Genomic DNA, 23,202 nt, shown 5'->3' with positions numbered 1-23,202 from the left:
TACGGTGGTGCCATGACAGAGGGCCTCGGGCTGCGTGAACGCAAGAAGCGGGAGACGCGCGCGGCGCTGAGCCTGGCGGCGATCCGCCTGGGGCTGCAACGCGGCTGGGAGAACGTCTCGGTGGAGGACATCGCCGAGGCGGCGAACGTCTCGGTGCGGACCTTCCGCAACTACTTCGCGAACAAGGCCGAGGCGGTCGCGGCGACGCACTTCGACCGCATGCTGCGCATCGGTGAGGACCTGTGCGCACGCCCGGCCGAGGAGCCACTGTGGGAGGCGATCACCAACGCGGTGCTCCCCCAGTTCGAGCTCGGGCAGGCGCCGCCCGACCCGGACCGGCACGCCGCGGTGTGGCGGCTGCTCAGCGAACCGGCCGTGCAGGGTGAGGCGCTGAAGGCGAACGCGGCGGCTCAGGTGGAACTGGCCAAGGCCATCGCCGAGCGAACCGGCACCGACCTGGAGCGCGAGCTCTACCCGAAGCTGCTGGCCGCGGCGGTGACCGGCGCGATCGCGGCGGCCACGGAGCACAGCCTGCGGGCGGAGTCGCCGATGCCGATCGGGCCGGTGCTGCGCGAGGCCTTCGGCCAGCTCAGGGCCGGATTCCCGGCCAGGTAAGGACATCTGCGGACGATCGCCCGGCGTGGGTCGGGCTGATTCGTCTTGCCCGAACGAGGGGGACAACAACGATGATCGCTGACGTGGTGATCGCCGGGGCCGGGCCGAACGGCCTGGCGCTGGCCTGCGAGTTGGCGCTGGCCGGGGTCCGGCCGATCGTGCTGGAACGGCTGCCGGAGCCCAGTGACGAGCCCAAGGCCAACGGCATGATCGGCCAGGTCGTGCGCATGGTGGACCGGCGCGGGCTGTACGAACGGCTCAGTGGCAGCGTCGAGCCGCCGCGGCCGAACTCCGGGTACTTCATGTTCGGAGCGTTGTTCCTGGACCTGAGCCTGCTCGACCAGAGCCCGCTCTACGTCCTGCCCGCCGCCCAACAGCACTTGGTGCGCGTGCTCGCCGAGCGGGCACTCGAACTCGGTGCGGAGATCCGCAGCGGGCACGAGCTCACCGGCCTGGCCCAGGACGAGGACGGGGTCACGCTGGAGGTCACCGGTCCGGATGGGCCGTACCGGCTGCAGACGCGCTACCACGTGGGTGCGGAGGGGGCGCGCAGCGTCACGCGCAAGCAGGCGGGCATCGGGTTCCCGGGCGTCAGCTACGACCGGACCACTCTGCGCACCGCGCACGCCACCGTGCCCGCGGAGTGGATCAACCCCGCGACCGGCGCGCTGGAGGTGCCCGGGCACGGCACGGTGCTGCCGTTCCTGAGCCACCGCACCGAGCGCGGCGGGTTCGCCTACGCACCGCTGCCCGGCCAGTCCCCCACCATCGCGACCACCGAGTGGGACCAGCCCGAGTCGGACGAACCGATGAGCCTGGACGAACTGCGGGCCAGTGTCCGGCGCGTGCTCGGCGTGGACGTCCCGCTGGGCCCGCCCGAGGGGGACGGGCCACACCTGTTGCGTCGCAGGAACAAGGGCAACACGCGGGTGGCCGACCGGTTCCGGAGCGGCCGCGTGTTCCTGGTCGGCGATGCCGCGCACATCTACGTCGCGGGCGGCGCGGGGCTCAACCTCGGGATGCAGGACGCGGTCAACCTGGGCTGGAAGCTGGCCGCCGTGCTGCGCGGCACCGCCCCGGACGGGTTGCTGGACACCTACGAGTCGGAGCGCCGCCAGGCCGCCGAGCGCACGATCGTCTTCGCGGGCGCCCAGCAGGCACTGGTGGCGCCGGGGGACGACGTCACCGCGCTGCGCCAGCTGTTCACGGAACTGTTGGGAGACAAGCAGAGCGTGCAGCGCATCGCCGACCTCATGTCCGGCACCGACATCCGCTACGACATGGGCCTGCCGGATCCGCACCCGCTGGTGGGCTGGTTCGCGCCGGACCTGGACCTGCACACCGCGGACGGACCGGTCCGGTTGACCGAGCTGTGCCGGACCGGCCGTCCGCTGTTGCTGGACCTCACCGGCGGGGATGCCGTGCCGGGGCTGGATGAGCAGGTCGACGTGGTCAGCGCGCGGTCGCTCACCCCGATCGACGCGACAGCGCTGCTGATCCGCCCGGACAGCTACGTGGCCTGGGCCTGCTCGGCGCCTCGATTGGACCTCGCCGAGCTGACCGAGGCGGCGAGCCGGTGGTTCGGCTCCCCCACGCTACACCGCGGCCAGGCGGGCGGCTGACTCGCGCACGGCCAGCACCAGCTCGTCGGGGACCGAGGTCCGCACCGGACGGCCCCCGACGAGCACGGTGTCGATGTTGCCGGGGTGCGCTGCCGTGACCACCGTGCCGACCGGGTCGTGCAGTCCACCGAGCAGGTTGACGTCGTTGGCGCGCAACAGAACCAGGTCGGCCTGCTTGCCCAGGGCCAGCGAGCCCACCCGGTCGGCGAGCCCGACCGCCGCCGCACCGTCCACAGTGGCCAGCCGGAGCACGTCGGCGGGGGTGGGCCGCATGCCCGCGCCGAACTGGCCGGTCAGCAGCGCGGCGCGCATGAGCGAGAACATGTCCCCGGCCACCGAGGTCACCACGTCCACGCCGAGGCCGGTGCTGATGCCGTGCCGGAGCAACCGGCCGATCATCGGGGCGCCGTGCCCCATCCGCGCCTCCACGGCGGGGGTGATGGCCACGGCCGCGCCTGCTCGCGCGATCAGGTCCAGTTCCTCGTCCGGCAGCGAGTTGGCGTGCACGAAGGTGATGTCGGCACCGAGCAGTCCGGCGTCCCGCAACGCGTGCACGGGACGCTCGGCGACCGGGCCGCTGCCGGTGTGCACGAACATGCGCAGCCCCAGCTCCCTGGCCAGCTGCCAGTCTCGGCGGGCCAGATCCATTGGGGCGTAAGAAGGTCCTGTCGGTGCGAGGGCCATCGTGACCAGGTCCTCCCCGGAGGCGAAGTGCTCGCGGTGCACGCGGCGGACCTCCTCGGCACCGAGGTCGGGGCCGAACACGGGCTTGCCGTGCGCGAACACGGCGCGGATGCCGGAGGCCCGCAGCGCGGACACGGCGGCGTCGGCGTGCTCCGGGCTGAACTGGATGTGCGCGAAGTCCTGGAGGGTGGTGATGCCGGAGGCCAGCGCCTCCAGCGCGCCGGCCAGGGTGCTGGTGTGCACCTCGGCGGGCCGGTGGTGCGGCGCGAACCGCTTGGCGACCAGGTCCAGGTAGCCGCCCAGGTCCAGGTCGGTGGCGACCCCGCGCAGGGCGGTCTGCCAGGTGTGCCGGTGGGCGTCCACGAAACCGGGTAGCACGATCCGGTCGGTGGCGTCGAGGACCTCGGCCCCCTCGGCGGTCAGCCCCGGCCCGACCGCGGCGATGCGGCCGTCCGTCACGAGCAGGTCGTGACCCGCCAAGACCCTGATCGGGTCGGTGTCGATGAGCAGGCCGTTGCGGATGAGTAGATGGCGCACGGATCCCCCTTCAGAAAGCTTTCGGAAAAGCTATCACGCTGTGCAATACCCTGGCGCCGTGACCGACAGGGTTGAGCAGCTGATCGCGGCCTGGCAGTCGGAGCTGCCCGAGGTGCTCGGGCCGGGCACCGAGCTGGTCAAGCGGGTGCTGGTGCTCGCCGCCGACCTGGACGCGGCCACCCGGCGCGAACTGCCCGCCTTCGACCTGACCCCGGCCGAGTACGAGGTGCTGGTCGGTCTGCGCAGGTCAGGACCGCCGTACCGGCTCAAGCCCGGTGAGCTGGGGCGCGCGCTGCTGCTGTCCAGCGGGGGCACGAGCAACATCGTCAACCGGCTGACCGCGCGCGGGCTGGTCACCCGCGAGAGCGACCCGGACGACGGCCGCGGCACGCTGATCTGCCTCACCGAGCAGGGCGGGCGGCTGGCCGAGGCCGCGGTCAAGGCCAGTTCCGCAGCGCACGAGGAGGTGTTCGCGGACCTGCCTCCGGAGGTCCTGCGCACCGCGACCGAGGCGCTGCGCGAGGTCTTCGCCGTGCTGGACCGGCCACGACGCGGCGTCTGGTCGGCATGAGCCCGCCGGAGGACCTGCTGCGCCAACTCGCCCCGCAGGTGCTCGGCGCGGTGGTCCGCCGGTACGGGCACTTCGACTCCGCCGAGGACGCGGTGCAGGAGGCGCTGCTCGCCGCCGCCATGCAGTGGCCGGAGCAGGGCGTGCCCGCCGACCCCAAGGCGTGGCTGATCACCGTCGCCGCGCGGCGGCTCACCGACCAGCTGCGCAGCGATTCGGCACGGCAGCGCCGCGAGGACTCCGTGGCCGCCATGTCCCCGGCCGAGCAGTACGCGGAGCCGGTCGCCGAGGACGACACGCTCACCCTGTTGTTGCTGTGCTGCCACCCCGCGCTGTCCGCCCCGTCCCAGGTGGCGCTGACCCTGCGCGCGGTGGGCGGGCTGGGCACCAAGGAGATCGCCCGCGCCTTCCTCGTCCCGGAATCGACCATGGCGCAGCGCATCAGCCGGGCCAAGTCGGCGATCAAGGCGGCCGGTGCCCGCTTCGCGCCGCCTCCGGAGCAGGAGCGCGGCCAACGGCTGGTCGCCGTGCTGCACGTGCTGTACCTGATCTTCAACGAGGGCTACACCGCGAGCTCCGGCCCGCAGTTGCAGCGCACCGACCTGACCGGTGAGGCGATCCGGCTCACCCGCGAGCTGCACCGGCTGCTGCCCAAGGACGGGGAGGTCACCGGCCTGCTCGCGCTGATGCTGCTCACCGACTCGCGTCGCGCCGCGCGGACCCGCCCCGACGGCGGGCTGGTGCCGCTGGACGAGCAGGACCGCACGCTGTGGAACCGCCCGCTGATCGAGGAGGGCGTCGCGCTGATCACCGAGGCGCTCACCGGCAGCGCACTCGGGCCGTACCAGGTGCAGGCGGCCATCAGTGCGGTGCACGCCGAGGCCGTGCGGGCGCAGGACACCGACTGGCCGCAGATCCTCGCCCTGTACCGGTTGCTGGAGCGCATGGCGCCCAACCCGGTGGTGACGCTCAACCTGGCCGTGGCACTGGCCATGGTGGACGGTCCGCGGGCAGGACTGGACCTGTTGGCGGGCTTGGACTCCGACCGCCGGACCGCCGCGCACCACCGGCTCGCCGCCGTGCGGGCACACCTGCTGGAGCTGGCCGGGGAACACGCCGACGCGCGCGAGGCCTACCTGCTCGCCGCGAGCCGGACCACGAGCGGGCCCGAGCAGCGCTACCTGGCGGAACGGGCCGCCCGGCTGGCGACCAGAACGCCGTGAAGGTGGCTTTCACTGCGCCCAGTGCAGTGAAAGCCACCTTCACGCCACACCCCGCCTAGGATGATCACCGTGGAGGTCGCACTGCCGGAGCCGGTTCGGGCCGCGCTGAGCCGGGGCACCAAGAGCGTGCTGGTGGACAGCGCCGCACTGGCCGCCGTCCGGGACCGGTTCGACGGGGCCCAGGCCGAGTCGCTGGCGCACTACCTGAGCGAGTCCCAGTCGGCGAACACGCTGCGCGCCTACCGCACCGACTGGCTGGCCTGGTCGGCGTGGTGTGCGGGCGAGGGGCGGCAAGCCCTGCCCGCGGAACCCCTGGACCTGGCGGTGTACCTGGCCGCGGCGGCCGACGCGACGCGGATCGCGGCGGACGGCGGCACGAAGTGGGCGTTCAGCCCGGCGACCCTGGACCGCAAGGCGGCGGCGATCGCCGCGGTGCACGCCGCGAACGGTCTGCCCTCCCCCACCCGCGCCGACGTGGTTCGCCTGACGCTGCGCGGGATCCGGCGGGTCCGCAAGGCCCAGCCCACGCGCAAGCGGCCCGTACTGCTCGGCACGCTGGAGGCCCTGCTCGCGGAGTTGCCCGCGGACGGCTGGCCGCAGGGCATCGCCCGCCGACGGGACGCCCTGTTGCTGCTGATGGGTTTCGCGGGCGCCTTGCGGCGCAGCGAGTTGGCGGGCCTGCACCTGGACTCGGTGCAGGTCGACACCGACGCGCGCACCGGCGAGCCGCTGCTGATCGTGGACCTGGGCGTGACGAAGACGGATCCGACCGGCGTGCACCACCAGCGGGTCGTGCTGCCCCGTGGGCAACGGCCGCACACCTGCGCGGTGTGTGCCTTCGCCGAGTGGGCGGACCTGCTGGCCGCGCACGCCGGGGGCTCGCTCGCCCAGTGGCTGTCCGAACGGGAGGAACCGGCCCGTCAGGTGCACCGCTGCCACAGCTACCGCACGGGGCCGACCTGGCCGCAGCCGCTGTTCCCCTCGGTGAGCAGGCACGGCCACCTGGGCGACCGGCCGATGACCGGTCGTGCCGTGGCCGACCTGGTGAAGCGCTACGCGGAACGGGCTGGGCTGGACCCTGACCTGTTCTCCGGGCACTCGCTGCGCGCGGGCTTCGCCACGCAGGCCGCCCTGGGCGGTGCCACCGACCGCGAGATCATGCGGCAGGGCCGGTGGACCAACCCGCGCACCGTGCACCGCTACATCCGCACGGCCAACCCGTTGGACGACAACGCGGTCACCAAGCTCGGGCTCTGATCCGCTCAACCCAGGCGAGGAGCTTGGTCTCCGCAGTCAAGCTCCCGGCCTGCGGATCTGCTTGGGGGGTCCGCGCAGGGCCACCTACCCCATTGGCGGGTGATCACAGCGAGTTCAGACTTGAGGCATGGCCAACAAGGAACTGGGCGACTTCCTCCGCGCCCGCCGCACCGGACTCACACCGGAGGAGATCGGTCTCCCGGTCGAGCTCGGTGTCGGTCGCCGCGTCACCGGCTTGCGACGCGCCGAGGTCGCCCGGTTGGCCGGGGTGAGCGCCGAGTACTACACCCGGCTTGAACAAGGTCGCGCCGGACAGGCCTCCGAGCAGGTGCTGCTTGCCCTGTCCGATGCCCTACGGCTGGACGACGTCGAGCGGCGGCACCTGTTCACCCTCGCCGGCACCGCATCCAGGGCGCGGGACCGCGGCGAGCACTCGGCGCGACTGCGGCCGGCCATGCGACAGGTGCTGGAGTCGATGGACTTGTGCCCTGCCTACGTCCGTGACGGCAATCTCGAGATCGTCGCCGGCAACGCGCTGTGGGCACTGGTGTTCCCCGATATCGCCACCTTGCCTCGCCGGGAACGCAACATGGTCCGCTGGACGCTGCTGGACCCCCGCGCGCGCCTGGTGTGGTGCGACTGGGAGCGCGTGGCCCGCGACTACGTCCACGTGCTGCGGCTGGCCGCCGCGGACCAGCCCCGCAACCAGCGCATCACCAACCTGATCGGCGAGCTGATGGTGCGGTCACCGGAGTTCCCAGCGTGGTGGTCCGAGCACCGCGTTCACGAACGCAGCACCGGCAGGAAACGGATCCACCACCACATCGTCGGCGACCTCGAACTGCAATTCGAGATCTTCACCCCGGTCGCCGACCCCAGTCTGTCGATGCTGGTCTACTCCGCCCCGACCGGCTCCCCCAGTGAGGAGCGCCTGCGGCTGCTCGCCAGCTGGGGAAGCGAGCACACAGCCACGGCACCCCGGGGCGCCGACGCCGACTCCTGACAGCCCCCAGCGGCATTCGGCCACCTCCATCACCCAGACACGACTGCGCCGCGCACGCGCCAGCCGGCGCTCGATCGCGGCCTCGATGGCCGTCACTGAAAGGAAATCCTTGATGAGCAAGACGTTCCTGGTCACCGGTGTCAGCACCGGGCTCGGACTGGCGATCGCCCGGCGGGCGCTGGCGGCCGGGCACCGGGTGGCCGGCACGGTGCGCACCGAGCAGCACGCGGCCGCCTTCCAGGCCCTGGACGCCGAACGCGCCCGGGCCTTCCTCCTCGACCTGACCGACGAGGACCGGATCGAGCCGACCGTGCGCGCCGCCGAAGTCGCGTTGGGGCCGATCGAGGTGCTCGTGGCCAACGCCGGCTACGGCGTCGAGGGCACCTTCGAGGAGTCCCCGATGGCCGACCTGCGCCGCCAGTTCGAGGTCAACGTGTTCGGCACGGTGGCGACCATGAAGGCCGTGCTGCCCGGTATGCGCGAACGGCGCGGCGGTCACATCTTCGTGATCACCTCGATGGGCGGGATGACCACGTTCCCCGGCCTGTCGTTCTACGAGGGCAGCAAGCACGCGATGGAGGGCATCACCGAGGGACTCGCACAAGAGGTCGCGCAGTTCGGGGTGCGGGTGACCGCGGTGGCCCCCGGCGCGTTCGCGACCGACTGGGCGGGCCGGTCGCTGGCCCGCGCGCCACGAGGCATCCCCGACTACGACGAGCTGTTCGATCCGATCCGCGCCCGCCGCCAGGCCCTGGCCGGTCAGGGGATTGGTGACCCCGATCGCGCCGGCCAGGCCATCCTCACCGTGCTCGACGCCGAGACCGCTCCCGTGCACCTGCTGCTCGGCTCGGACGCGCTGCGCCTGGTCGCGGCCGGTCGCCAGCGGGTCCAGGACGACATCGACACCTGGCAGGACCTCAGCCTGTCCACCGACTCCCCCAAGGGCGGAGTCACCGTCTCCTCCTGACACAGCGGTCGCTGGTGCGATGAGCGCGTGGTCGACCAGTCGTCGAACGAGGAGGAGTTGGACCGGCTGCGCCGGTTTCCCGAGATCAGCCGGGACGAGCTGATGCGGTTCTTCACGCTCACCGACGCCGACGAGCTGTTCGCCCGCTCCCACCGGGGCCCGGCGAACGTGCTGGGCGTGGCCGTGCAGCTGTGCACGCTGCCCTGGCTGGGGTTCGTGCCCGACGAGGTGCACGCGGTGCCCCTGGCGGTGGCCCCCTGCAGGCCGCTGTCCGAGCCCGCTGATCCGACCGCCCGGGGCGCGCCAACCCAGCCTGACCGCGGTCAGCTACGGGGTGGGCCGAAGACGGTGTGCTGCTCGGTCATCTGGTAACCGGCCCGGCGGAAGGCTGCGGCCATCGGCTTGTTCGGCACGTCGGTGGTCGCGGTGATCCGGTCCGCGCCGTCGGCCGCGTGCACCCGGGTGACCTCCGCCAGGAGATCGTCCACGTAGCCCCGGCCGCGCAGTTCCGGCAGCACGCCCAGGTATCCGACATTCCGGGAATGCGGGGTCGCCGATGGGATCGCGAATCCGACGAGCGAGCCGTCTGAAGTCTCGGCGATCCGCCACCACGAACGCTCACCCGGGCAGGACAGGTAGAACTCCAGATCGCCCTGAGCCTGCGCGTCCACCCCGCCGGACTCGATGTCCCGCTGCGTGGCCACATCCAGGCTGCCGATCGCGACCCGGCGGAACACCGCGAGGAACTCCGCGTCCTCGGCTGGGCGGAACACCAGCCGCCCCGAGCCGACGGGCAAGCCGTCGGCGGGCGTCCACTCGAAGCGGAGCCGCTCGATCACATCGGTCAGCCCCGAGGCCGACGCGGCGGCCGAGCGCCACGACACCGCGTCCACCGCGCAACCGCCTCGCAGGATCAGCCGGTAATTGGGCAACACGCCGAACTCGGCGTGTCCCTTGTCCAGCAGCGCGGCGGCCACCCCGACGCGATCGGGCACATCGGGCAGCACGTGCAGGCAGTCCAGGACGATCGGCTGCTCGCTGTCCGACCGTCCCCACCACACGGCGCGGCCGACGATCCGGTCGCCGTCCTGGGCGAACCACGTCCACTCCGGGCGCATCCGGTTCTCGGCCGCCTCCACCCGCAGCTGATCATCGTCGACGAAGCCGACCGGGTCCGTGACGATGAACGCCGGAGGCGAGGACAATTCAGCCGCCGTGGCGTGGCGGATCAGCACAGCGCCCCCGCGGTGTACAGATCGGACGTGGCGACCAGGACCCGCCGGTCACCGCCGAACGGATCGCGGCCGTGGGTGGCCAGGAAGTTGTCAACGATCAGCATATCTGCACGCTGCCAGGGGAAACGCAGTCGCGCCTCGTCGTACACCTGCTTGATCAGGGTGATCACCTCATCCTCGATGGGCTCGCCGTCGCCGTATACGACATTGCGGGGCAACCCGTCGACCCCGCACTCGGCGGTCATGATTTCTACCACCTCGGCGGGCAGTGTGCTGGGATGGAACAGGTGCGCTAGGCGCGGACGTCCCGGCGTCGGGTGTGGTTGTGGCGTGCCATCAGGTTGTCCTCCAGCGAGGTCCCTCGCACCCCGCGAGGTCAGCCCTGGACAACAGGTGATCACGTCGGGTGCCGTTCGCACTGAGGCGGTGCCATCTTGTCCTCGGCCGCGTGGGGGCTGGGTCAGCTCGGGGAGGGGTCTGTGCATTGCCCAGGCCCACGATAGCCCAGGGTGAATGGCAGGTGCCGCGTTGCGGCGGAGGGCGTGTCACGGCACAACGCGCAGGCACCGGCTCGGTGGCGATCGTTGGTTTTCCGGCCGTTGCTACCAGGAGGCGAGATCAGACCGCACCGGGCCCGGCGATGTCCGCCGCACCGCTTCGGGAGGAGCTTGTCCGTCCACAGTGGACGAGGAAAAAGCAAAGGCAAGGAGATTGCCCACTCCTTGCCACTTCTAAGATATAGCGCACTGGGGGCCTTGCGGCAAGACCCGGGTCGTGCCGCAGAATCTCCGGCCGAAGCCAGAACCTGCGGAAATGCGGAGCGGCTGGCCGAAATGCAACCTCAGTGAATGGGCGGTTCATGATTGACGTGATCGTTGCCGGCGGCGGACCGACCGGCATGATGCTGGCCAGCGAGTTGCGGCTGCACGGCGTGCACGTGCTCGTGCTGGAGAAGGAGGCGGAGCCGACCACGTTCGTCCGCTCACTCGGCCTGCACGTGCGCAGCATCGAGGTGATGGACCAGCGCGGTCTGCTGGAGCGGTTCCTCGCGCACGGCAAGCAGTCCCCGGTCGGCGGCTTTTTCGCCGCCATCGAAGCGCCCACCCCGGACGGGCTGGACTCCGCGCATTCCTACGTGCTCGGCATCCGGCAGCCCATCACCGAGCGCCTGCTGGCCGAGCGCGCCGTTGAGCTCGGCGCCGAGATCCGGCCTGGCTGCGAGCTGGTCGGGCTGAGCCAGGACGACCACGGGGTGACCGTCGAGCTGGCCGACGGCACGCAGCTGCGCTCGCGTTACCTCGTCGGCTGCGACGGCGGCCGCAGCACGGTGCGCAAGCTGCTGGGCGTCGGCTTCCCCGGCGAGCCCAGCAGGGTGGAGACGCTGGTGGGCGAGATGGAGGTGGCCGTGCCGCTGGAGACGGTGGTCGCCGTGGTGGCCGAGATCCGCAAGACCCACAAGCTGTTCGGTGTCGGGCCCTTCGGGGAAGGGATCTACCGCGTCGTCGTGCCCGCCGAGGGGCTGGCCGAGGACCGCTCGGTTCCGCCGACCCTGGAGGAGTTCAAGCGGCAGCTGCGGGTGTTCGCCGGTACCGACTTCGGCGTGCACTCACCGCGCTGGCTGTCCCGCTTCGGCGACGCCACCCGGCAGGCCGAGCGCTACCGGTCCGGCCGGGTACTGCTGGCCGGCGACGCGGCGCACATCCACCCGCCGACCGGCGGGCAGGGGCTCAACCTGGGCATCCAGGACGCGTTCAACCTCGGCTGGAAGCTGGCCGCCGAGATCGGCGGCTGGGCACCGGAGGGACTGCTGGACAGCTACCACACCGAACGGCACCCGGTGGCCGCCGACGTGCTGAACAACACCCGCGCGCAGATGGAGCTGCTGTCCACCGAGCCGGGCCCCCAGTCCGTGCGCCGCCTGCTGTCGGAACTGATGAACTTCGAGGTCGTGAACCGGTACCTGATCGAGAAGATCACCGCGATCGGGGTCCGCTACGACTTCGGAGAGGGGCATGAGCTGCTCGGCAGGCGGATGCGGGACGTGGGGCTGAAGCGGGGGCGCCTCTACGGGCTGATGCACGGCGGCCGCGGGCTGCTGCTCGACCAGACCGGCCAGCTCTCGGTGGTGGGCTGGGCGGATCGGGTCGACCACGTCGTCGACATAAGCGAGGAACTGGACATACCGGCGGTGCTGCTGCGGCCGGACGGCCACGTGGCGTGGGTCGGCGAAGACCAGCAGGAGCTGATCAGCCAGCTACCCAAGTGGTTCGGCGCCGCCGTCAGCTGAATGAGCGGGCCGCCTGCCTCGCCTCGGGCGAGGCAGGCGGCCCACCATCTTGAGCGCACGGTTCAGCGCTTCGCGAACCCGTCCAGCGCGGCCAGCACCCGGTCGCGCATCGCGTCGCTGCCGGTGTGCCCGGAGTCGTCGACGATCTCCAGCCGGGCCTGCGGCCAGCGCTTGGCCAGCTCCCAGGCCGTGCCGACCGGCCCGCTGATGTCCAGGCGGCCGTGGATCAGCACGGCGGGGATCCCGGCGAGCCGGTGCGCCTCGCGGAGCAGCACGCCGTCTTCGAGCCAGCAGCGGTGCGCGAAGTAGTGCGCGCAGATCCGCACGAACGCACGCAGTTCGTGTTCGGGCCGATCGCTGAACGAGTTCTTCTTGCCGTTGGGCTCCGCAGAGGTCACCGCGTCCTCCCAGGTGGCCCACGCGGTCGTCGCGGCGGCGCGCACCTGCGGGTCGGGGTCCTCCAGCAGCCGCGCGTAGGCGGCGAGCAGGTCCCCGTCCCGTTCGGCCTCGGGCACGGCGTCGCGGAACCGTTCCCACTGCTCGGGGAAGAAGGCGCCCGCACCCCGGTACAGCCAGTCCAGTTCGGAGTGCTTGCTGGTGGTCACCGAGCAGATGACCGCCTCCGACACGCGGTCCGGGTGGCGCTGGGCGTAGGCCAGGATCAGCGTGGACCCCCAGGAACCGCCGTAGAGCAGCCACTTGTCGATGCTCAGGTGCTCGCGCAGCTTCTCCATGTCGGCGAGCAGGTGCTCGGTGGTGTTGTGCCGCATGTCGGTGGCCGGGTCCCCGGCGTGCGGGGTGCTGCGCCCGCAGCCGCGCTGGTCGAACAGCACGACCCGGTAGCGCTGCGGGTCGAAGGCACGGCGGTGGCCGATGGAGCAGCCCGAGCCGGGGCCGCCGTGCACCACCAGCGCGGGCTTGCCCTCGGGGTTGCCGCAGACCTCCCAGTAGACGTGGTTGCCTTCGCCGACATCGAGCATGCCGTGCTCGTACGGCTCGATCGGCGGGTAGGGGTCGCTCATGCCCGGAGAATACAACAGCGCTGTTATATTCTGCTCGTGAATTCCTCAGAGCTGCTCGGCACCCGCCTGCGCCACCTGCTGGACCTGCTCGACGACGGGGTCGCCGAGGTGTACGCCGAGCTCGGGCTGACCGGGTTCCGCCCGCGCTTCACCCCGTTCGCGCGGGCGCTCGCGGCCGACGGCCCCGCCTCGATCCGCGCGCTGGCCGAGGCCGTGGGCGTCACGCACTCGGCCGCGAGCCAGACCGTGGCGCAGATGGCCAGGCAGGACCTGGTCGCGCTCAGCCCCGGGCAGGACGCCAGGCAGCGCATCGTCCGGCTCACGCCGACCGGCGAGCGGCTGCTGCCGGTGCTGGACCGCGAGTGGGCGGCCACCTCGGCGGCGGCACGGGAGTTCGACGCCGAGCTGCCGTACCCGCTGAGCAGGCTCGTCGACGAGGCGCTGGCCGCTTTGGAGCGGCGATCAATGCGCGAGCGGGTCGTGTCGGAGCTGGGTTAGCATCCGGGTTGCCGATCCCAGGGGGAAACCAGTGCCGTTCCAGCAGTTCACCGTGTCCGACGCCGACAGCGGCCCGTACAGCGTCACTACCGGACCCGACGGGGCCCTGTGGTTCACGCTCGTCCACAGTGGACGGATCGGTCGGCTGACCGTGGACGGCGAGCTCAGCACGTATCCGGTGGCCGAGGGCTCCGGCCCCACGGTGATCACCACCGGGCCGGACGGTGCCCTGTGGTTCAGCCAGTACCAGGGCCACCGCATCGGCCGGATCACCGTGCAAGGCGAGGCCACCGAGTTCGAGCTCACCACACCGCAGGCCGGGCCGTTCGGCATCGCGACGGGCCCGGACGGGGCGCTGTGGTTCACCGAGACCGCCAGCGACCGGATCGGGCGGATCACCGTCGAGGGGCAGGTCACCGAGTACCCGCTGCCGGTGCGCGGCGCGTTCCCCTCGGCCATCGCCGCCGGGCCGGACCAGGCCCTGTGGTTCACCCTCAACCAGGCCAACGCCATCGGCCGGATCGACACCGAGGGCCAGGTCGTGGTGCACGCGCTGCCCACCGAGGCCGCGGCTCCCGTGGGCATCTGCGCCGGGGACGACGGTGCGCTGTGGTTCGTGGAGATCGGCGCCGGTCAGATCGGGCGGATGACCGTGGACGGCAAGGTCACCGAGTACCCGCTGCCCGACCGCGCCGCACGGCCACACGCCATCATCGCCGGCGGCACGGGTCACTGCTGGTTCACCGAGTGGGGCGGCAACCGGCTGGGCCGGATCAGCGTGGACGGCGAGATCGAGCTGCACGAGCTGCCGGTGGCCAAGTCCGAGCCGCACGGCCTGGCCGTCGGCCCCGACGGGGCGGTGTGGACCGCGCTGGAGATCGGCGTGCTCGCCCGCTGGCCGGTCGGCCCGTAGCGCGGGGGACTTCGAGGCGTGCCCCAGGTTTCCCCGCCATGCGGTAGGCGCCTTCCTGGAGGCGCCGCATCAGCCGGAGAACCTCCTCGCCAGGTCCCGGAGCCTTTCCACCGCCTCGGCCACCTGGTCGCCAGTGATGTTCACGCCAGGCATCGGGCCTCGGCCCAGGCGCTCGATCCGCCCGGCGAAGCGCAGGTACTCCCGGTGAGCGTGTTCCCGGCAGGCGAGGCAGGTGACGCATTCCGGACGGGGAGAGGTCATCGCGTAGGGCACTTGGAGTCCGCAGCCGGTGGTGACGACACTCGGTGCGTCGGTCACGCGGCCCAGCATCGACGAGACCAGGTTGCGGACAGTGGGGCCGGCCTCCAGCACCTTCTGCTCGACGTGGATGTGCGGATCGGTCTCGCTCATCTGTCTCCGCGCCTTCGTCCCAGTCGTTCCGGAACCAGGCTATCGCCCACCGGGTCCGCTGTTGGTCAGTCCACGTCCACGGTGTGCTCCACCAGCGGCAGCTCGGCGAAGTACTCGCTGACCTCGTTGCGCCACCGGGTGAACGCCCCCGACCCGTAGAACCCGTTGTGCAGCGCGTCCAGGCTCTCCCACTCGGCGATGACGTGGAACCGGTCGGGATCGGTCAGGTCCTTGGTCAGCCGCACCGACTTGCAGCCGGGCACCGCCATGACGTGGTCGAAGCCCCGGCGGCAGGCGGTGACGAACGGCTCGCTCTGCCCTGGACGCACCACGATCTCGGCGAAGACGACGACCACACCGCACACCATGCCATGCCGTGTGCGGATTGTGTGTGCCAACAACGCCGTGAAGGTGGCTTTCACTGCACTGAGCGCAGTGAAAGCCACCTTCACGCCACCCTCAGCTCACAGGTCCAGCGCGATCGGTCCGCCGGTGGCGGCGAGCATGACGGTGGCGACCTCGGCCAGTTCCGCCCGCTGCCCGCGCAGTTCGGCCTCGGCCACGACCAGGTTGGCGCCGTGCCGCTCGCCCTCGCTCCAGTGCGCCCACCGCCGACCCGCCTCGGCGATGGCCGCCGACCGGTCGTAGCCGGGGTCGGCGGCGGTGTCGAGCAGCCAGCGCAGGTAGCCGCCCAGCTCGGCGACCTCCTCGGAGTGCGCGGGCAGCACGGGCCCGTGACCGGGCACGAGCCGGGTGTGCTCGATCGCGGCGATCTGGTCCAGCGCGGCCAGCCAGCCGCTGACCGAACCGGACATGGCCAGCGGGGTGACCCCGGCGAACACCAGGTCCCCGGCGAACACGGTGCCGTCCTCGGGCACCACGACGATCAGGTCCCCGTCGGTGTGGGCCACGCCCTCCACCGGCAGCAGCTGTACCCGCATACCGCCGAGGTCGACCTCCTCCCGCGCGGTGATCGTGTCGGTGATGTGCGGCGGGGTGATGTCGCCCCAGGTGCTGCACTGGAACGCCATCGGGTAGGTGTGCGGACCGCTGTGCACAGTCGCTGCGGTGTGCGGGGTCGCCCGCACCGCCCCGCCCTGCTCCACGACCAGGCGCGCGCCGTTGGCGTGGTCGCCGTGCGCGTGGGTCAGCACCGCGAGCACCGGCTTGTCGCCGGCGTCGGCCCGCACCGCGTCGAGCAGCCGCCGGCTGCGGGCCTCGGTGGCGAGCGTGTCCACCAGCAGGACCCGCTGCTCACCGAGGACCCAGCCCGCGTTGTTCAGGAACCAGCCGCCGGGCTGCTGGAGGTAGGCCCGCGTCCTGGGGCTCAGGATCTGCACAGTCACGGCCCCAGCCTAGTGATCACCGGGACAGGTACTCCTCCAGTGCGTCGGCGCCGAGCGTGGGACCGTCCACGGCGCGCAGCCGCGCGGAGTAGTCCTTGACGGCCGCCCTGATCGCCGGGTCGGCGGCCACCTCGTCCACGGCCTTGCGCAGCTCCTGCGCCGTGACCTCCGTGCTGCCCAGCACCCTGCCCAGCCCCAGCGCCTGCACCCGGTCGGCGTTGAGCGCCTGCTCGGCCATCTGCGGGACGCAGACCAGCGGCACGCCGTTGTGCAGCGACTCCATGGTGGAGCCCATGCCCGCGTGGGAGACGAACACCGAGGCGTGTTCCAGCACGGCCAGCTGCGGCACCTGGGCAGCCACCTCGAAGTTGGCGGGCACCGAGTCGAGGCGGACCTCCTCACCCACGGACATGACCACGTGCCACGCCGAGTCGGCGAAGGCCTCGGTGCAGGTGGCGAAGAACTCCGGCCGGTTGTTGAACGCCGTGCCGAGCGAGATCAGCAGCACCGGCCGCTCGTCGGCGGGCGGCTGCCAGTCCCGGGAACGGCCCCGCACGCGCACGGAGGGGCCGAGGAACTTGAACGACTCCGCGAAGGTCTCGCCACGCAGCTGGAAGTCGCGCGGCACGAACACGAGGGTGAGGTCGGTCTGCGGGCCGCCCATCGCGCCGAGCTCCTCCCTGAGGCCCTGGTCGGCGGAGAACCGGGCCACCTTGTCCCAGAACGCGGCCAGTCGCGGGTGGTCCATGGTGAAGTCCTGGGGCGCCCACAGCTTGCGCAGGTCCACGTGCTCGTTGGCGGCCATGCTCGGGCAGAGCGTGATGGACCGGACGCCCAGCTTGTCGGCCAGTGCCGCGCCCGCGTAGCCCATCGGGTCGAAGCAGACCAGGTCCACCGGATCGGCGGCGAAGTGCTCGACCAGTTGCGGGAACGTGGCGGTCACCTGGTCGAAGTACGGCTCCAGCACGTCGACCAGGGAGTCGGTGCTGTACTGGCCGTCCTGCGTGCTGACCGTGCCGAGGTGCCAGTCCAGGCCAACCACCGCGGCACCGCTGCGCGCGGCCTGCCCGGCGAGGGCCTGGCCGGTGACCACGGTGACCCGGTGCCCTCGGGAGATCAGCTCCTCCACCAGCGGCAGGGTCGGGTTCAGGTGGCCGTGCGCGGGCGGTACGACAAACGCGAAGTGCTTCCCCATGATCACCTGTCTACCCCGCCCGGCAGTCGGCCGTCGACCGGGTTTCGGGACCGGGGAGCATGCCACGCGGTGACGTTCCATGCACGCATTGCGATTTAACTATCAACAGAACTGGTGAGTCGAGCACCGGTAGAACGGTGCAACAGACACGGCCGAACGGCCCAGCGCCGACGCCCGATCTCATCCCGGCGAATCCGGCTGGAGCTGCCGTTTTTGCATGATTCACACAAAGTTCGCCCGACTGCTCCGTTCGCAGCAACGACGAACACTCCCCGCGAGCGCCCGATCACAGCGTCAAGGGATTACCCCATTACGCGAGGGGCCCGCGTCCCGCACTATCGGTTTCGTTCCACGTTGTCCGATTCCACCAGCGGTGGGGGCGGGCCTCCCTGCAAACGGAACGAGGAGAACCGATGAAGCGCGTGACCCTGTGCTGCGTCGCCGCACTGTCCACGGCACTGCTCAGCGGTGTCGGCGTCCAGGCGGTCGGCAGTCCGGCCAACCCCTTGCTCACCAGGCAGGCGGCGTTGCAGTCAGCCCAGGCACAGGCCGCCACCGTGGCCTCGACCCTCGGTCTGGGCGGCGAGGAGAAGCTCGTCGTCAAGGACGTGGTGACCGACGCCAACGGCACCCAGCACCTGCGCTACGACCGCACCTACAACGGTCTGCGCGTGATCGGCGGCGACCTGATCGCCCACGAGAGCGCCTCGGGCAAGATCGAGGGCGTCGACTTCGCCAACCCGGCCAAGCTGACCCTGTCGACCACGCCGAAGATGGCCGCGAACCTCGCCGCCGACAAGGCGGCCGAGTCCCTGGCGGGCACCTCGGTGAGCAAGTCCGCCCCGCAGCTGGTGGTCTACGCGGTGGACGGCAGCCCGGTCCTGGCCTACGAGACGGTGCTGACCGGCGTGAAGGCCGACCAGACCCCGATCGAGCAGCACGTGTTCACCGACGCCGCCACCGGCAAGGTGCTGTACTCCTACGACGGGATCGAGGAGGCCACCGGCACCGGCAAGACCGAGTACAGCGGCACGGTCTCCCTGGAGACCACCCAGTCCGGGAGCAGCTACCAGCTCAAGGACGGCACCCGAGGCAACCAGGCCGTCAACGACCTGAAGCACGGGTCGGGCACCGGCACGCTCTACACCGACGCCGACAACGTGTGGGGCGACGGCACCCCGGGCAACACGCAGACCGCCGCGGCCGACGCCGCCTACGGTGCCGCGCAGACCTGGGACTTCTACAAGAAGACCTTCGGCCGCAACGGCATCAAGAACAACGGTGTCGGCGCGCTGAGCAAGGTGCACTACGGCAACTCCTACGTCAACGCCTTCTGGAGCGACTCCTGCTTCTGCATGACCTACGGCGACGGCTCGGGCAACAACCACCCGCTGACCGCGCTGGACGTGGCCGGCCACGAGATGTCGCACGGCGTCACCTCGGCCACCGCGGGCCTGGTCTACTCCGGTGAGTCCGGCGGCCTCAACGAGGCCACCAGCGACATCTTCGGCACGATGGTCGAGTTCTTCGCGAACAACTCCTCCGACGTCGGCGACTACCTGATCGGTGAGAAGATCGACATCCGGGGCAACGGCACGCCGCTGCGCTACATGGACAAGCCCTCCAAGGACGGCGCGTCCGCCGACAACTGGTCCTCCACCGTGGGCAACAAGGACGTGCACTACTCCTCCGGTGTGGCCAACCACTTCTTCTACCTGCTCGCCGAGGGCAGCGGGGCCAAGACGATCAACGGCGTGTCCTACAACAGCCCGACCGCCGACGGCTCCACCGTCACCGGCATCGGCCGTGACAAGGCCGCCGCGATCTGGTTCCGCGCGCTGACCACGAAGTTCACCTCCACCACCAACTACGCCAAGGCGCGCACCGGCACGCTCGCCGCCGCGGCCGACCTCTACGGCGCCAACAGCGCCGAGTACGCGGCCGTGAACAAGGCGTGGGCCGGGGTCAACGTCAAGTGAGCTGACCTCCACACCGCACCAGGTCTGGCCCGTCCGAAATCGGACGGGCCAGACCCTTGTTCGCAGGGGTAGCGTCGATGGCGCCGAAGTCCGACGGGAGGGCGTGCGGGATGCTTGTGGTAGCCCAGATCAGCGACATCCACATCGACGGCGGGGACCGGGCGACCGAGCGCACCGCCCGCGTACTGGACTACCTCACCGGGCTGGACACCCCGCCCGACGCTGTGCTGCTGACCGGGGACCTGGCCGACCGCGGCCTGCCCGCCGAGTACGAACTGGTGCGCAAGCTGCTGCCCACGGGGTTCCCGGTGCTGCACTGCCCCGGCAACCACGACGCGCGCGCCCCGTACCGGCAGGTGCTGCTCGGCCAGTCCGGCGGGGACGCGCCGATCAACCAGGTGCGCAGAGTGGGCGCGGCGGTCTTCGCGATGTGCGACTCCAGCATCCCCGGCCGCGACGACGGGGCGTTGGAGGCGGAGACCCTGGACTGGCTGGAGGGCGTGCTGATCGGCACCGACTCCCCGGTGTTCGTGTGCTTCCACCACCCGCCCGCCGAACTGGGCATCCCCTTCCTGGACCGGATCCGGCAGTTCCACACCGAGCGGCTGGCCGAACTGGTGCGGGCCCACCCGCACGTGGTGGCGCTGCTGTGCGGGCACGCGCACACCCCGGCCGCGACCACCTTCGCGGGCCGTCCGGTGCTGGTGGCGCCCGGCGTGGTCTCTACCGTGCTGCTGCCCTGGGAGCGCGCCGGGCACATCGACCTGGTGGCCCCGCCGATGGTTGCCTTCCACGTGCTGCACGAGGACGGTCGCCTCAGCACGCACTACCGGGTCGCCCCGTAGAAATCTGGTAATGCACGCATCCGCATTTGGGCCGGGTCGTTGAGCAGCACATGCGAGGACTCATCTGCTTGGCATCGGCGCTGGCGCTGGTGTTGCTGACCGGTTCGCCAGCGGGCGCCCTGCCGATTACCTGGGGGTTGGGCGCGGGGCTGGCGGCCGGGATCGCCGACTGGAACGGCAACCCGGCAGGCGCCAACGACTGGACCTGCCGCCCGAGCGCGGCACACCCCCGGCCGGTGGTGCTCGTGCCCTCCACCTTCACCTCGATCGCCATGGACTACTCCGCGCTGTCCCCGTACCTGCGCAATCAGGGCTACTGCGTCTACAGCCTCAACTACGGCCAACGGCCTTACGTGTGGCCGGGCCTGGTCGGGCTCGCGGCCACCACCGAGTCCGTGAACGAGCTGTCCTCGTTCGTGGACAAGGTGATCGCCAGCAGCGGATCGTCCACAGTGGACCTCGTTGGCCACTCGCAGGGCGGGATCATGGTGCGCTACTACACCCAGGTGCTCGGCGGAGCGGCCAAGGTGCGCACGGTGGTCACGCTGGGCAGCCCGTACCGGCTGGACGCCGGGTTCAACTACGCCTCGCTGCTCTACCGGGGCGTGCACCTGCTGCCCGGGGCCGACCAGGTGCTCGCCCAGCTGGCCAAGGTCACCCTGCCCGGGCTGGTCGGGCTGACCGACAGCCGGTTCTGGGCCGCGCTCAACGCGGGCGGCGGCATCTCCCCCGGCACCGACTACCTGTCCCTGGGCAGCCGCACCGACCAGATCCCGCCCGAGCTGTTGCGGTACCCCGAGGCGCCGAACACCGCCACCCGGTTCGTGCAGGACACCTGCCCGCTGGACGCGATCGGCCACTTCGGCCTGCCGCACGACCCCAACGTGGCCGCGCTGGTCGCCAACGGGCTGGATCCCGCGCACGCCCAGCCGGTGCGCTGCCAGGTGGTGGCTCCCAGCGCGTGATAGGTCCGCGATAAGGCTTTTGCCTAATCTCGGACCACATGCGAAGACTTCTCAGCTGCATCGCGGTCGGTGCCCTGCTCCTGGTGGGAGCGGGCACCGCCGCGGCGGCCGACCTCAAGCCCTGGGACCTCAGCGTGCCTGGCGCGAGCGGCCACGGGACGGTCGGCAACGTGGACAAGCTCGCCACGGTCACCGGCACGATCTCCGTCACCGACGCCACGCCCGGCCAGTGCTACTTCGTCCAGGTGGGCGTGGTGGAACCGCTCCTCCCGAGGCACCCCGTCTACTGGGCGTCCTCGGAGCGGCAGTGCGGGCCCGGCACACGGGCCGTGACGGTGACCAAGCCCAACGACTGGACCACGATCGAACCCCAGGTGCGGATCTGCGCCGACACCGACAACTGCGACTACAACGCGTACAGCAACATCACCGTGCCCGCCGAGGTGCGCACCGGGGTCAGCGCTGTCAGTACGGGGTCCCACGTCAGCCTGGCGCTGAAGAACGGCAAGGTCACCGCCTGGGGCGACAACCACTACGGCGAGCTGGACGTGCCCGCCGAGGCGTCCTCGGGTGTCACCGCGATCAGCGCCGCGTGGGGCCACGATGCCGCGCTGCGCAACGGCAAGGTCATCGCCTGGGGCGCGAACGACAACAAGCAGAACGAGGTGCCCGCTGAGGCGCAGTCCGGGGTCAGCGCCATCGCCACCGGCAACATCCACACCCTGGCGTTGAAGAACGGCAAGGTGCTCGCCTGGGGCGGCAACTTCAGCGGTCAGCTCAACGTCCCGGCCGAGGCCCGATCCGGGGTCAGCGCCATCGCGGCGGCCGGTCTGTCCAGTGCCGCGCTGCGCAACGGCAAGGTCATCGCCTGGGGCGAGGCAGGCAGCAAGGTGCCGGTCGAGGCCCAGTCCGGGGTCAGCGCGATCTACGCCACCGACCACGACGTGTACGCCGTCAAGAACGGCAAGGCCATCTCGATCCGCGGGGCCGCCGTGCCCGCCGAGGCGCAGTCCGGGCTGAGCTCGGTGACCGGTGACCACTCCTGCACCTACGGGCTGAAGGGTGATCGGGTCCTCGGCTGGGCCGCGAGCCTCAACGCGGACTGCCTGGTGCCCGCCGCCGCGCAGTCCGGGGTCACCGGCATCAGCGCGGGCGAGTACCACCGCCTCGTGCTCAAGGGCGGGGAGGTCTACATGTGGGGCCACCTCAGCCCCACACCGCCCCGCTGACCAACCCGCCCATCCGCCGTGAAGGTGCCGTTCGGGACGCCCAACGCCTCGACCGGCACCTTCATGACGTCTTGCGGAGGCGGGACCCCGGGCTACCGGCCGGTGGCCCCGCCGACCACGGCGTCGGAGGCGGACTGCTCCGGTGCGGGCTTGGCCGGGATGATGCCCGCCAGGTCACCGCCGTTGTCGTTGACGCGCAGCACGAACGGCCGGGTCTCGGTGTAGCGCACCACCGAGACCGAGCACGGGTCGACCACGATGCGCTGGAACCCGTCCAGGTGCACGCCGAGCGCGTCGGCCAGCACCGACTTGATCACGTCCCCGTGGCTGCACGCCAGCCAGACCGACTCCTCGCCGTGCGCGGCGGTGATGCGTGCGTCGTGCGCCCGGATCGCCCGCACGGCACGGGACTGGACCTCGGCCAGGCCCTCGCCCTCGGGGAAGACCGCCGCGGAGGGGTGCTGCTGCACGACCTTCCACAGCGGCTCCTTGAACAGCTCGGCCAGCGGCCGGCCGGTCCAGCCGCCGTAGTCCACCTCGGACAGGTCGTCCTCGGTGGTCACCGACATGCCGCGCGCGGACACCAGCGGGACCACCGTCTGCTGGCAGCGCAGCAGCGGCGAGGCCACCACCTCGGCCAGCTCCACCCCGGCGAGCCGGTCCACCAGCTTGCCCGCCTGGGCCTGCCCGGTGTCGGCGAGTTCGACACCGGGGCTGCGCCCGGCGAGCACGGCGGAACCGTTGGCGGTGGACTGCGCGTGCCGCAGCAGGATCAGTGTGGCCACAGCTGAAGCCTACGGC

24 protein-coding genes are annotated in these 23,202 nt (G+C 71.3%); 15 read left to right on the top strand and 9 right to left on the bottom strand.

Annotation, left to right across the window (positions count from 1 at the left end):
* Nucleotides 1-12 precede the first annotated feature (12 nt).
* A complete protein-coding gene (locus KALB_RS21155; RefSeq protein ID WP_025357712.1) occupies nt 13-615 on the top strand; it encodes a TetR/AcrR family transcriptional regulator in 603 nt (200 codons plus the stop codon).
* A 71-nt stretch (nt 616-686) separates the two neighbouring features.
* Nucleotides 687-2,237, top strand: a complete 1,551-nt coding sequence (locus KALB_RS21150) for an FAD-dependent monooxygenase (RefSeq protein WP_030111559.1) — start codon at nt 687-689, stop codon at nt 2,235-2,237.
* On the opposite strand, the gene KALB_RS21145 is transcribed toward KALB_RS21150, so the two are convergent.
* Complete coding sequence (locus tag KALB_RS21145) at nt 2,211-3,458, bottom strand: amidohydrolase family protein (protein ID WP_025357710.1); 1,248 nt, start codon at nt 3,456-3,458, stop codon at nt 2,211-2,213. The genes KALB_RS21150 and KALB_RS21145 overlap by 27 nt on opposite strands.
* 58 nt (nt 3,459-3,516) lie before the next feature.
* Between KALB_RS21145 and KALB_RS21140 the strand changes: the two genes are divergently transcribed.
* The 6 genes from KALB_RS21140 to KALB_RS48565 all read left to right on the top strand — a co-directional run bounded on the left by KALB_RS21140 (nt 3,517) and on the right by KALB_RS48565 (nt 8,848).
* A complete protein-coding gene (locus tag KALB_RS21140; RefSeq protein ID WP_025357709.1) occupies nt 3,517-4,029 on the top strand; it encodes a MarR family winged helix-turn-helix transcriptional regulator in 513 nt (170 codons plus the stop codon).
* Nucleotides 4,026-5,249, top strand: a complete 1,224-nt coding sequence (locus tag KALB_RS21135; RefSeq protein WP_025357708.1) for an RNA polymerase sigma factor — start codon at nt 4,026-4,028, stop codon at nt 5,247-5,249. Before KALB_RS21140 ends, KALB_RS21135 begins: the two co-directional genes overlap by 4 nt.
* Nucleotides 5,250-5,318: 69 nt before the next feature.
* A complete protein-coding gene (locus KALB_RS21130; RefSeq protein WP_420811830.1) occupies nt 5,319-6,506 on the top strand; it encodes a site-specific integrase in 1,188 nt (395 codons plus the stop codon).
* Between the two features lie 127 nt (nt 6,507-6,633).
* Nucleotides 6,634-7,509, top strand: coding sequence for a helix-turn-helix transcriptional regulator (locus tag KALB_RS21125; RefSeq protein ID WP_025357706.1), 876 nt, complete (start codon nt 6,634-6,636; stop codon nt 7,507-7,509).
* A gap of 112 nt (nt 7,510-7,621) precedes the next feature.
* Nucleotides 7,622-8,476, top strand: coding sequence for an oxidoreductase (locus KALB_RS21120; protein ID WP_025357705.1), 855 nt, complete (start codon nt 7,622-7,624; stop codon nt 8,474-8,476).
* A 27-nt stretch (nt 8,477-8,503) separates the two neighbouring features.
* Nucleotides 8,504-8,848, top strand: coding sequence for a DUF4158 domain-containing protein (locus KALB_RS48565; protein ID WP_025357704.1), 345 nt, complete (start codon nt 8,504-8,506; stop codon nt 8,846-8,848).
* Here KALB_RS48565 and KALB_RS21110 read toward each other — a convergent pair.
* Nucleotides 8,800-9,711 carry a GNAT family N-acetyltransferase gene (locus KALB_RS21110; protein WP_025357703.1) on the bottom strand — a complete coding sequence of 304 codons (912 nt, stop codon included), beginning with the start codon at nt 9,709-9,711 and terminating at the stop codon, nt 8,800-8,802. The two genes, KALB_RS48565 and KALB_RS21110, sit on opposite strands and share 49 nt — an antisense overlap.
* Entirely contained in the window at nt 9,705-9,956 is a 252-nt protein-coding gene (locus KALB_RS47655; RefSeq protein ID WP_025357702.1) for a TauD/TfdA family dioxygenase, read from the bottom strand. Before KALB_RS47655 ends, KALB_RS21110 begins: the two co-directional genes overlap by 7 nt.
* A 614-nt stretch (nt 9,957-10,570) precedes the next feature.
* On the opposite strand from KALB_RS47655, the gene rox reads away from it, so the two are divergent.
* A complete protein-coding gene (rox, locus tag KALB_RS21100; RefSeq protein WP_025357701.1) occupies nt 10,571-11,998 on the top strand; it encodes a rifampin monooxygenase in 1,428 nt (475 codons plus the stop codon).
* A 62-nt stretch (nt 11,999-12,060) separates the two neighbouring features.
* Here rox and pip read toward each other — a convergent pair whose 3' ends face one another.
* Entirely contained in the window at nt 12,061-13,020 is a 960-nt protein-coding gene (pip, locus tag KALB_RS21095) for a prolyl aminopeptidase (RefSeq protein WP_025357700.1), read from the bottom strand.
* A 36-nt stretch (nt 13,021-13,056) separates the two neighbouring features.
* Here pip and KALB_RS21090 point away from each other — a divergent pair, with 36 nt between their 5' ends.
* Together KALB_RS21090 and KALB_RS21085 are read left to right on the top strand one after the other, a co-directional pair.
* The gene (locus KALB_RS21090) at nt 13,057-13,518 is read left to right on the top strand and encodes a MarR family winged helix-turn-helix transcriptional regulator (protein ID WP_420811829.1); all 462 of its coding nucleotides are present in this window, start codon (nt 13,057-13,059) and stop codon (nt 13,516-13,518) included.
* A 31-nt stretch (nt 13,519-13,549) separates the two neighbouring features.
* Nucleotides 13,550-14,431, top strand: a complete 882-nt coding sequence (locus KALB_RS21085) for a Vgb family protein (RefSeq protein ID WP_025357698.1) — start codon at nt 13,550-13,552, stop codon at nt 14,429-14,431.
* 69 nt (nt 14,432-14,500) lie between these two features.
* On the opposite strand, the gene KALB_RS21080 is transcribed toward KALB_RS21085, so the two are convergent.
* From KALB_RS21080 to KALB_RS21065, 4 genes are all read right to left on the bottom strand, one after another.
* Complete coding sequence (locus KALB_RS21080; protein WP_025357697.1) at nt 14,501-14,842, bottom strand: hypothetical protein; 342 nt, start codon at nt 14,840-14,842, stop codon at nt 14,501-14,503.
* Between the two features lie 65 nt (nt 14,843-14,907).
* Nucleotides 14,908-15,198 carry an antibiotic biosynthesis monooxygenase family protein gene (locus KALB_RS21075; RefSeq protein ID WP_030112088.1) on the bottom strand — a complete coding sequence of 97 codons (291 nt, stop codon included), beginning with the start codon at nt 15,196-15,198 and terminating at the stop codon, nt 14,908-14,910.
* A 108-nt stretch (nt 15,199-15,306) separates the two neighbouring features.
* Entirely contained in the window at nt 15,307-16,188 is an 882-nt protein-coding gene (locus tag KALB_RS21070) for an MBL fold metallo-hydrolase (protein WP_025357696.1), read from the bottom strand.
* Nucleotides 16,189-16,204: 16 nt separating this feature from the next.
* Complete coding sequence (locus tag KALB_RS21065) at nt 16,205-17,383, bottom strand: macrolide family glycosyltransferase (protein WP_025357695.1); 1,179 nt, start codon at nt 17,381-17,383, stop codon at nt 16,205-16,207.
* A gap of 413 nt (nt 17,384-17,796) precedes the next feature.
* Here KALB_RS21065 and KALB_RS21060 point away from each other — a divergent pair, with 413 nt between their 5' ends.
* The 4 genes from KALB_RS21060 (at nt 17,797) to KALB_RS21045 (ending at nt 22,401) form a co-directional block, all read left to right on the top strand.
* On the top strand, nt 17,797-19,362 hold the full coding sequence (locus KALB_RS21060; protein WP_025357694.1) for a M4 family metallopeptidase: 1,566 nt from the start codon (nt 17,797-17,799) through the stop codon (nt 19,360-19,362).
* Between the two features lie 110 nt (nt 19,363-19,472).
* Nucleotides 19,473-20,207: a metallophosphoesterase gene (locus KALB_RS21055; protein ID WP_025357693.1), complete on the top strand. Its 735-nt coding sequence runs from the start codon at nt 19,473-19,475 to the stop codon at nt 20,205-20,207.
* A gap of 50 nt (nt 20,208-20,257) precedes the next feature.
* The gene (locus KALB_RS21050) at nt 20,258-21,172 is read left to right on the top strand and encodes a lipase family alpha/beta hydrolase (protein WP_025357692.1); all 915 of its coding nucleotides are present in this window, start codon (nt 20,258-20,260) and stop codon (nt 21,170-21,172) included.
* Nucleotides 21,173-21,210: 38 nt separating this feature from the next.
* Nucleotides 21,211-22,401, top strand: coding sequence for an RCC1 domain-containing protein (locus KALB_RS21045; protein ID WP_051913448.1), 1,191 nt, complete (start codon nt 21,211-21,213; stop codon nt 22,399-22,401).
* Between the two features lie 92 nt (nt 22,402-22,493).
* Here KALB_RS21045 and KALB_RS21040 read toward each other — a convergent pair whose 3' ends face one another.
* Nucleotides 22,494-23,186: a histidine phosphatase family protein gene (locus KALB_RS21040; RefSeq protein WP_025357690.1), complete on the bottom strand. Its 693-nt coding sequence runs from the start codon at nt 23,184-23,186 to the stop codon at nt 22,494-22,496.
* Nucleotides 23,187-23,202 lie beyond the last annotated feature (16 nt).

It is taken from the genome of Kutzneria viridogrisea DSM 43870, assembly GCF_000525635.1.
Classification (GTDB): domain Bacteria; phylum Actinomycetota; class Actinomycetes; order Mycobacteriales; family Pseudonocardiaceae; genus Kutzneria; species Kutzneria viridogrisea.
The sequence above is the reverse complement of the archived record's forward strand: the minus strand, read 5'-3'. Positions and strand labels throughout refer to the sequence as shown.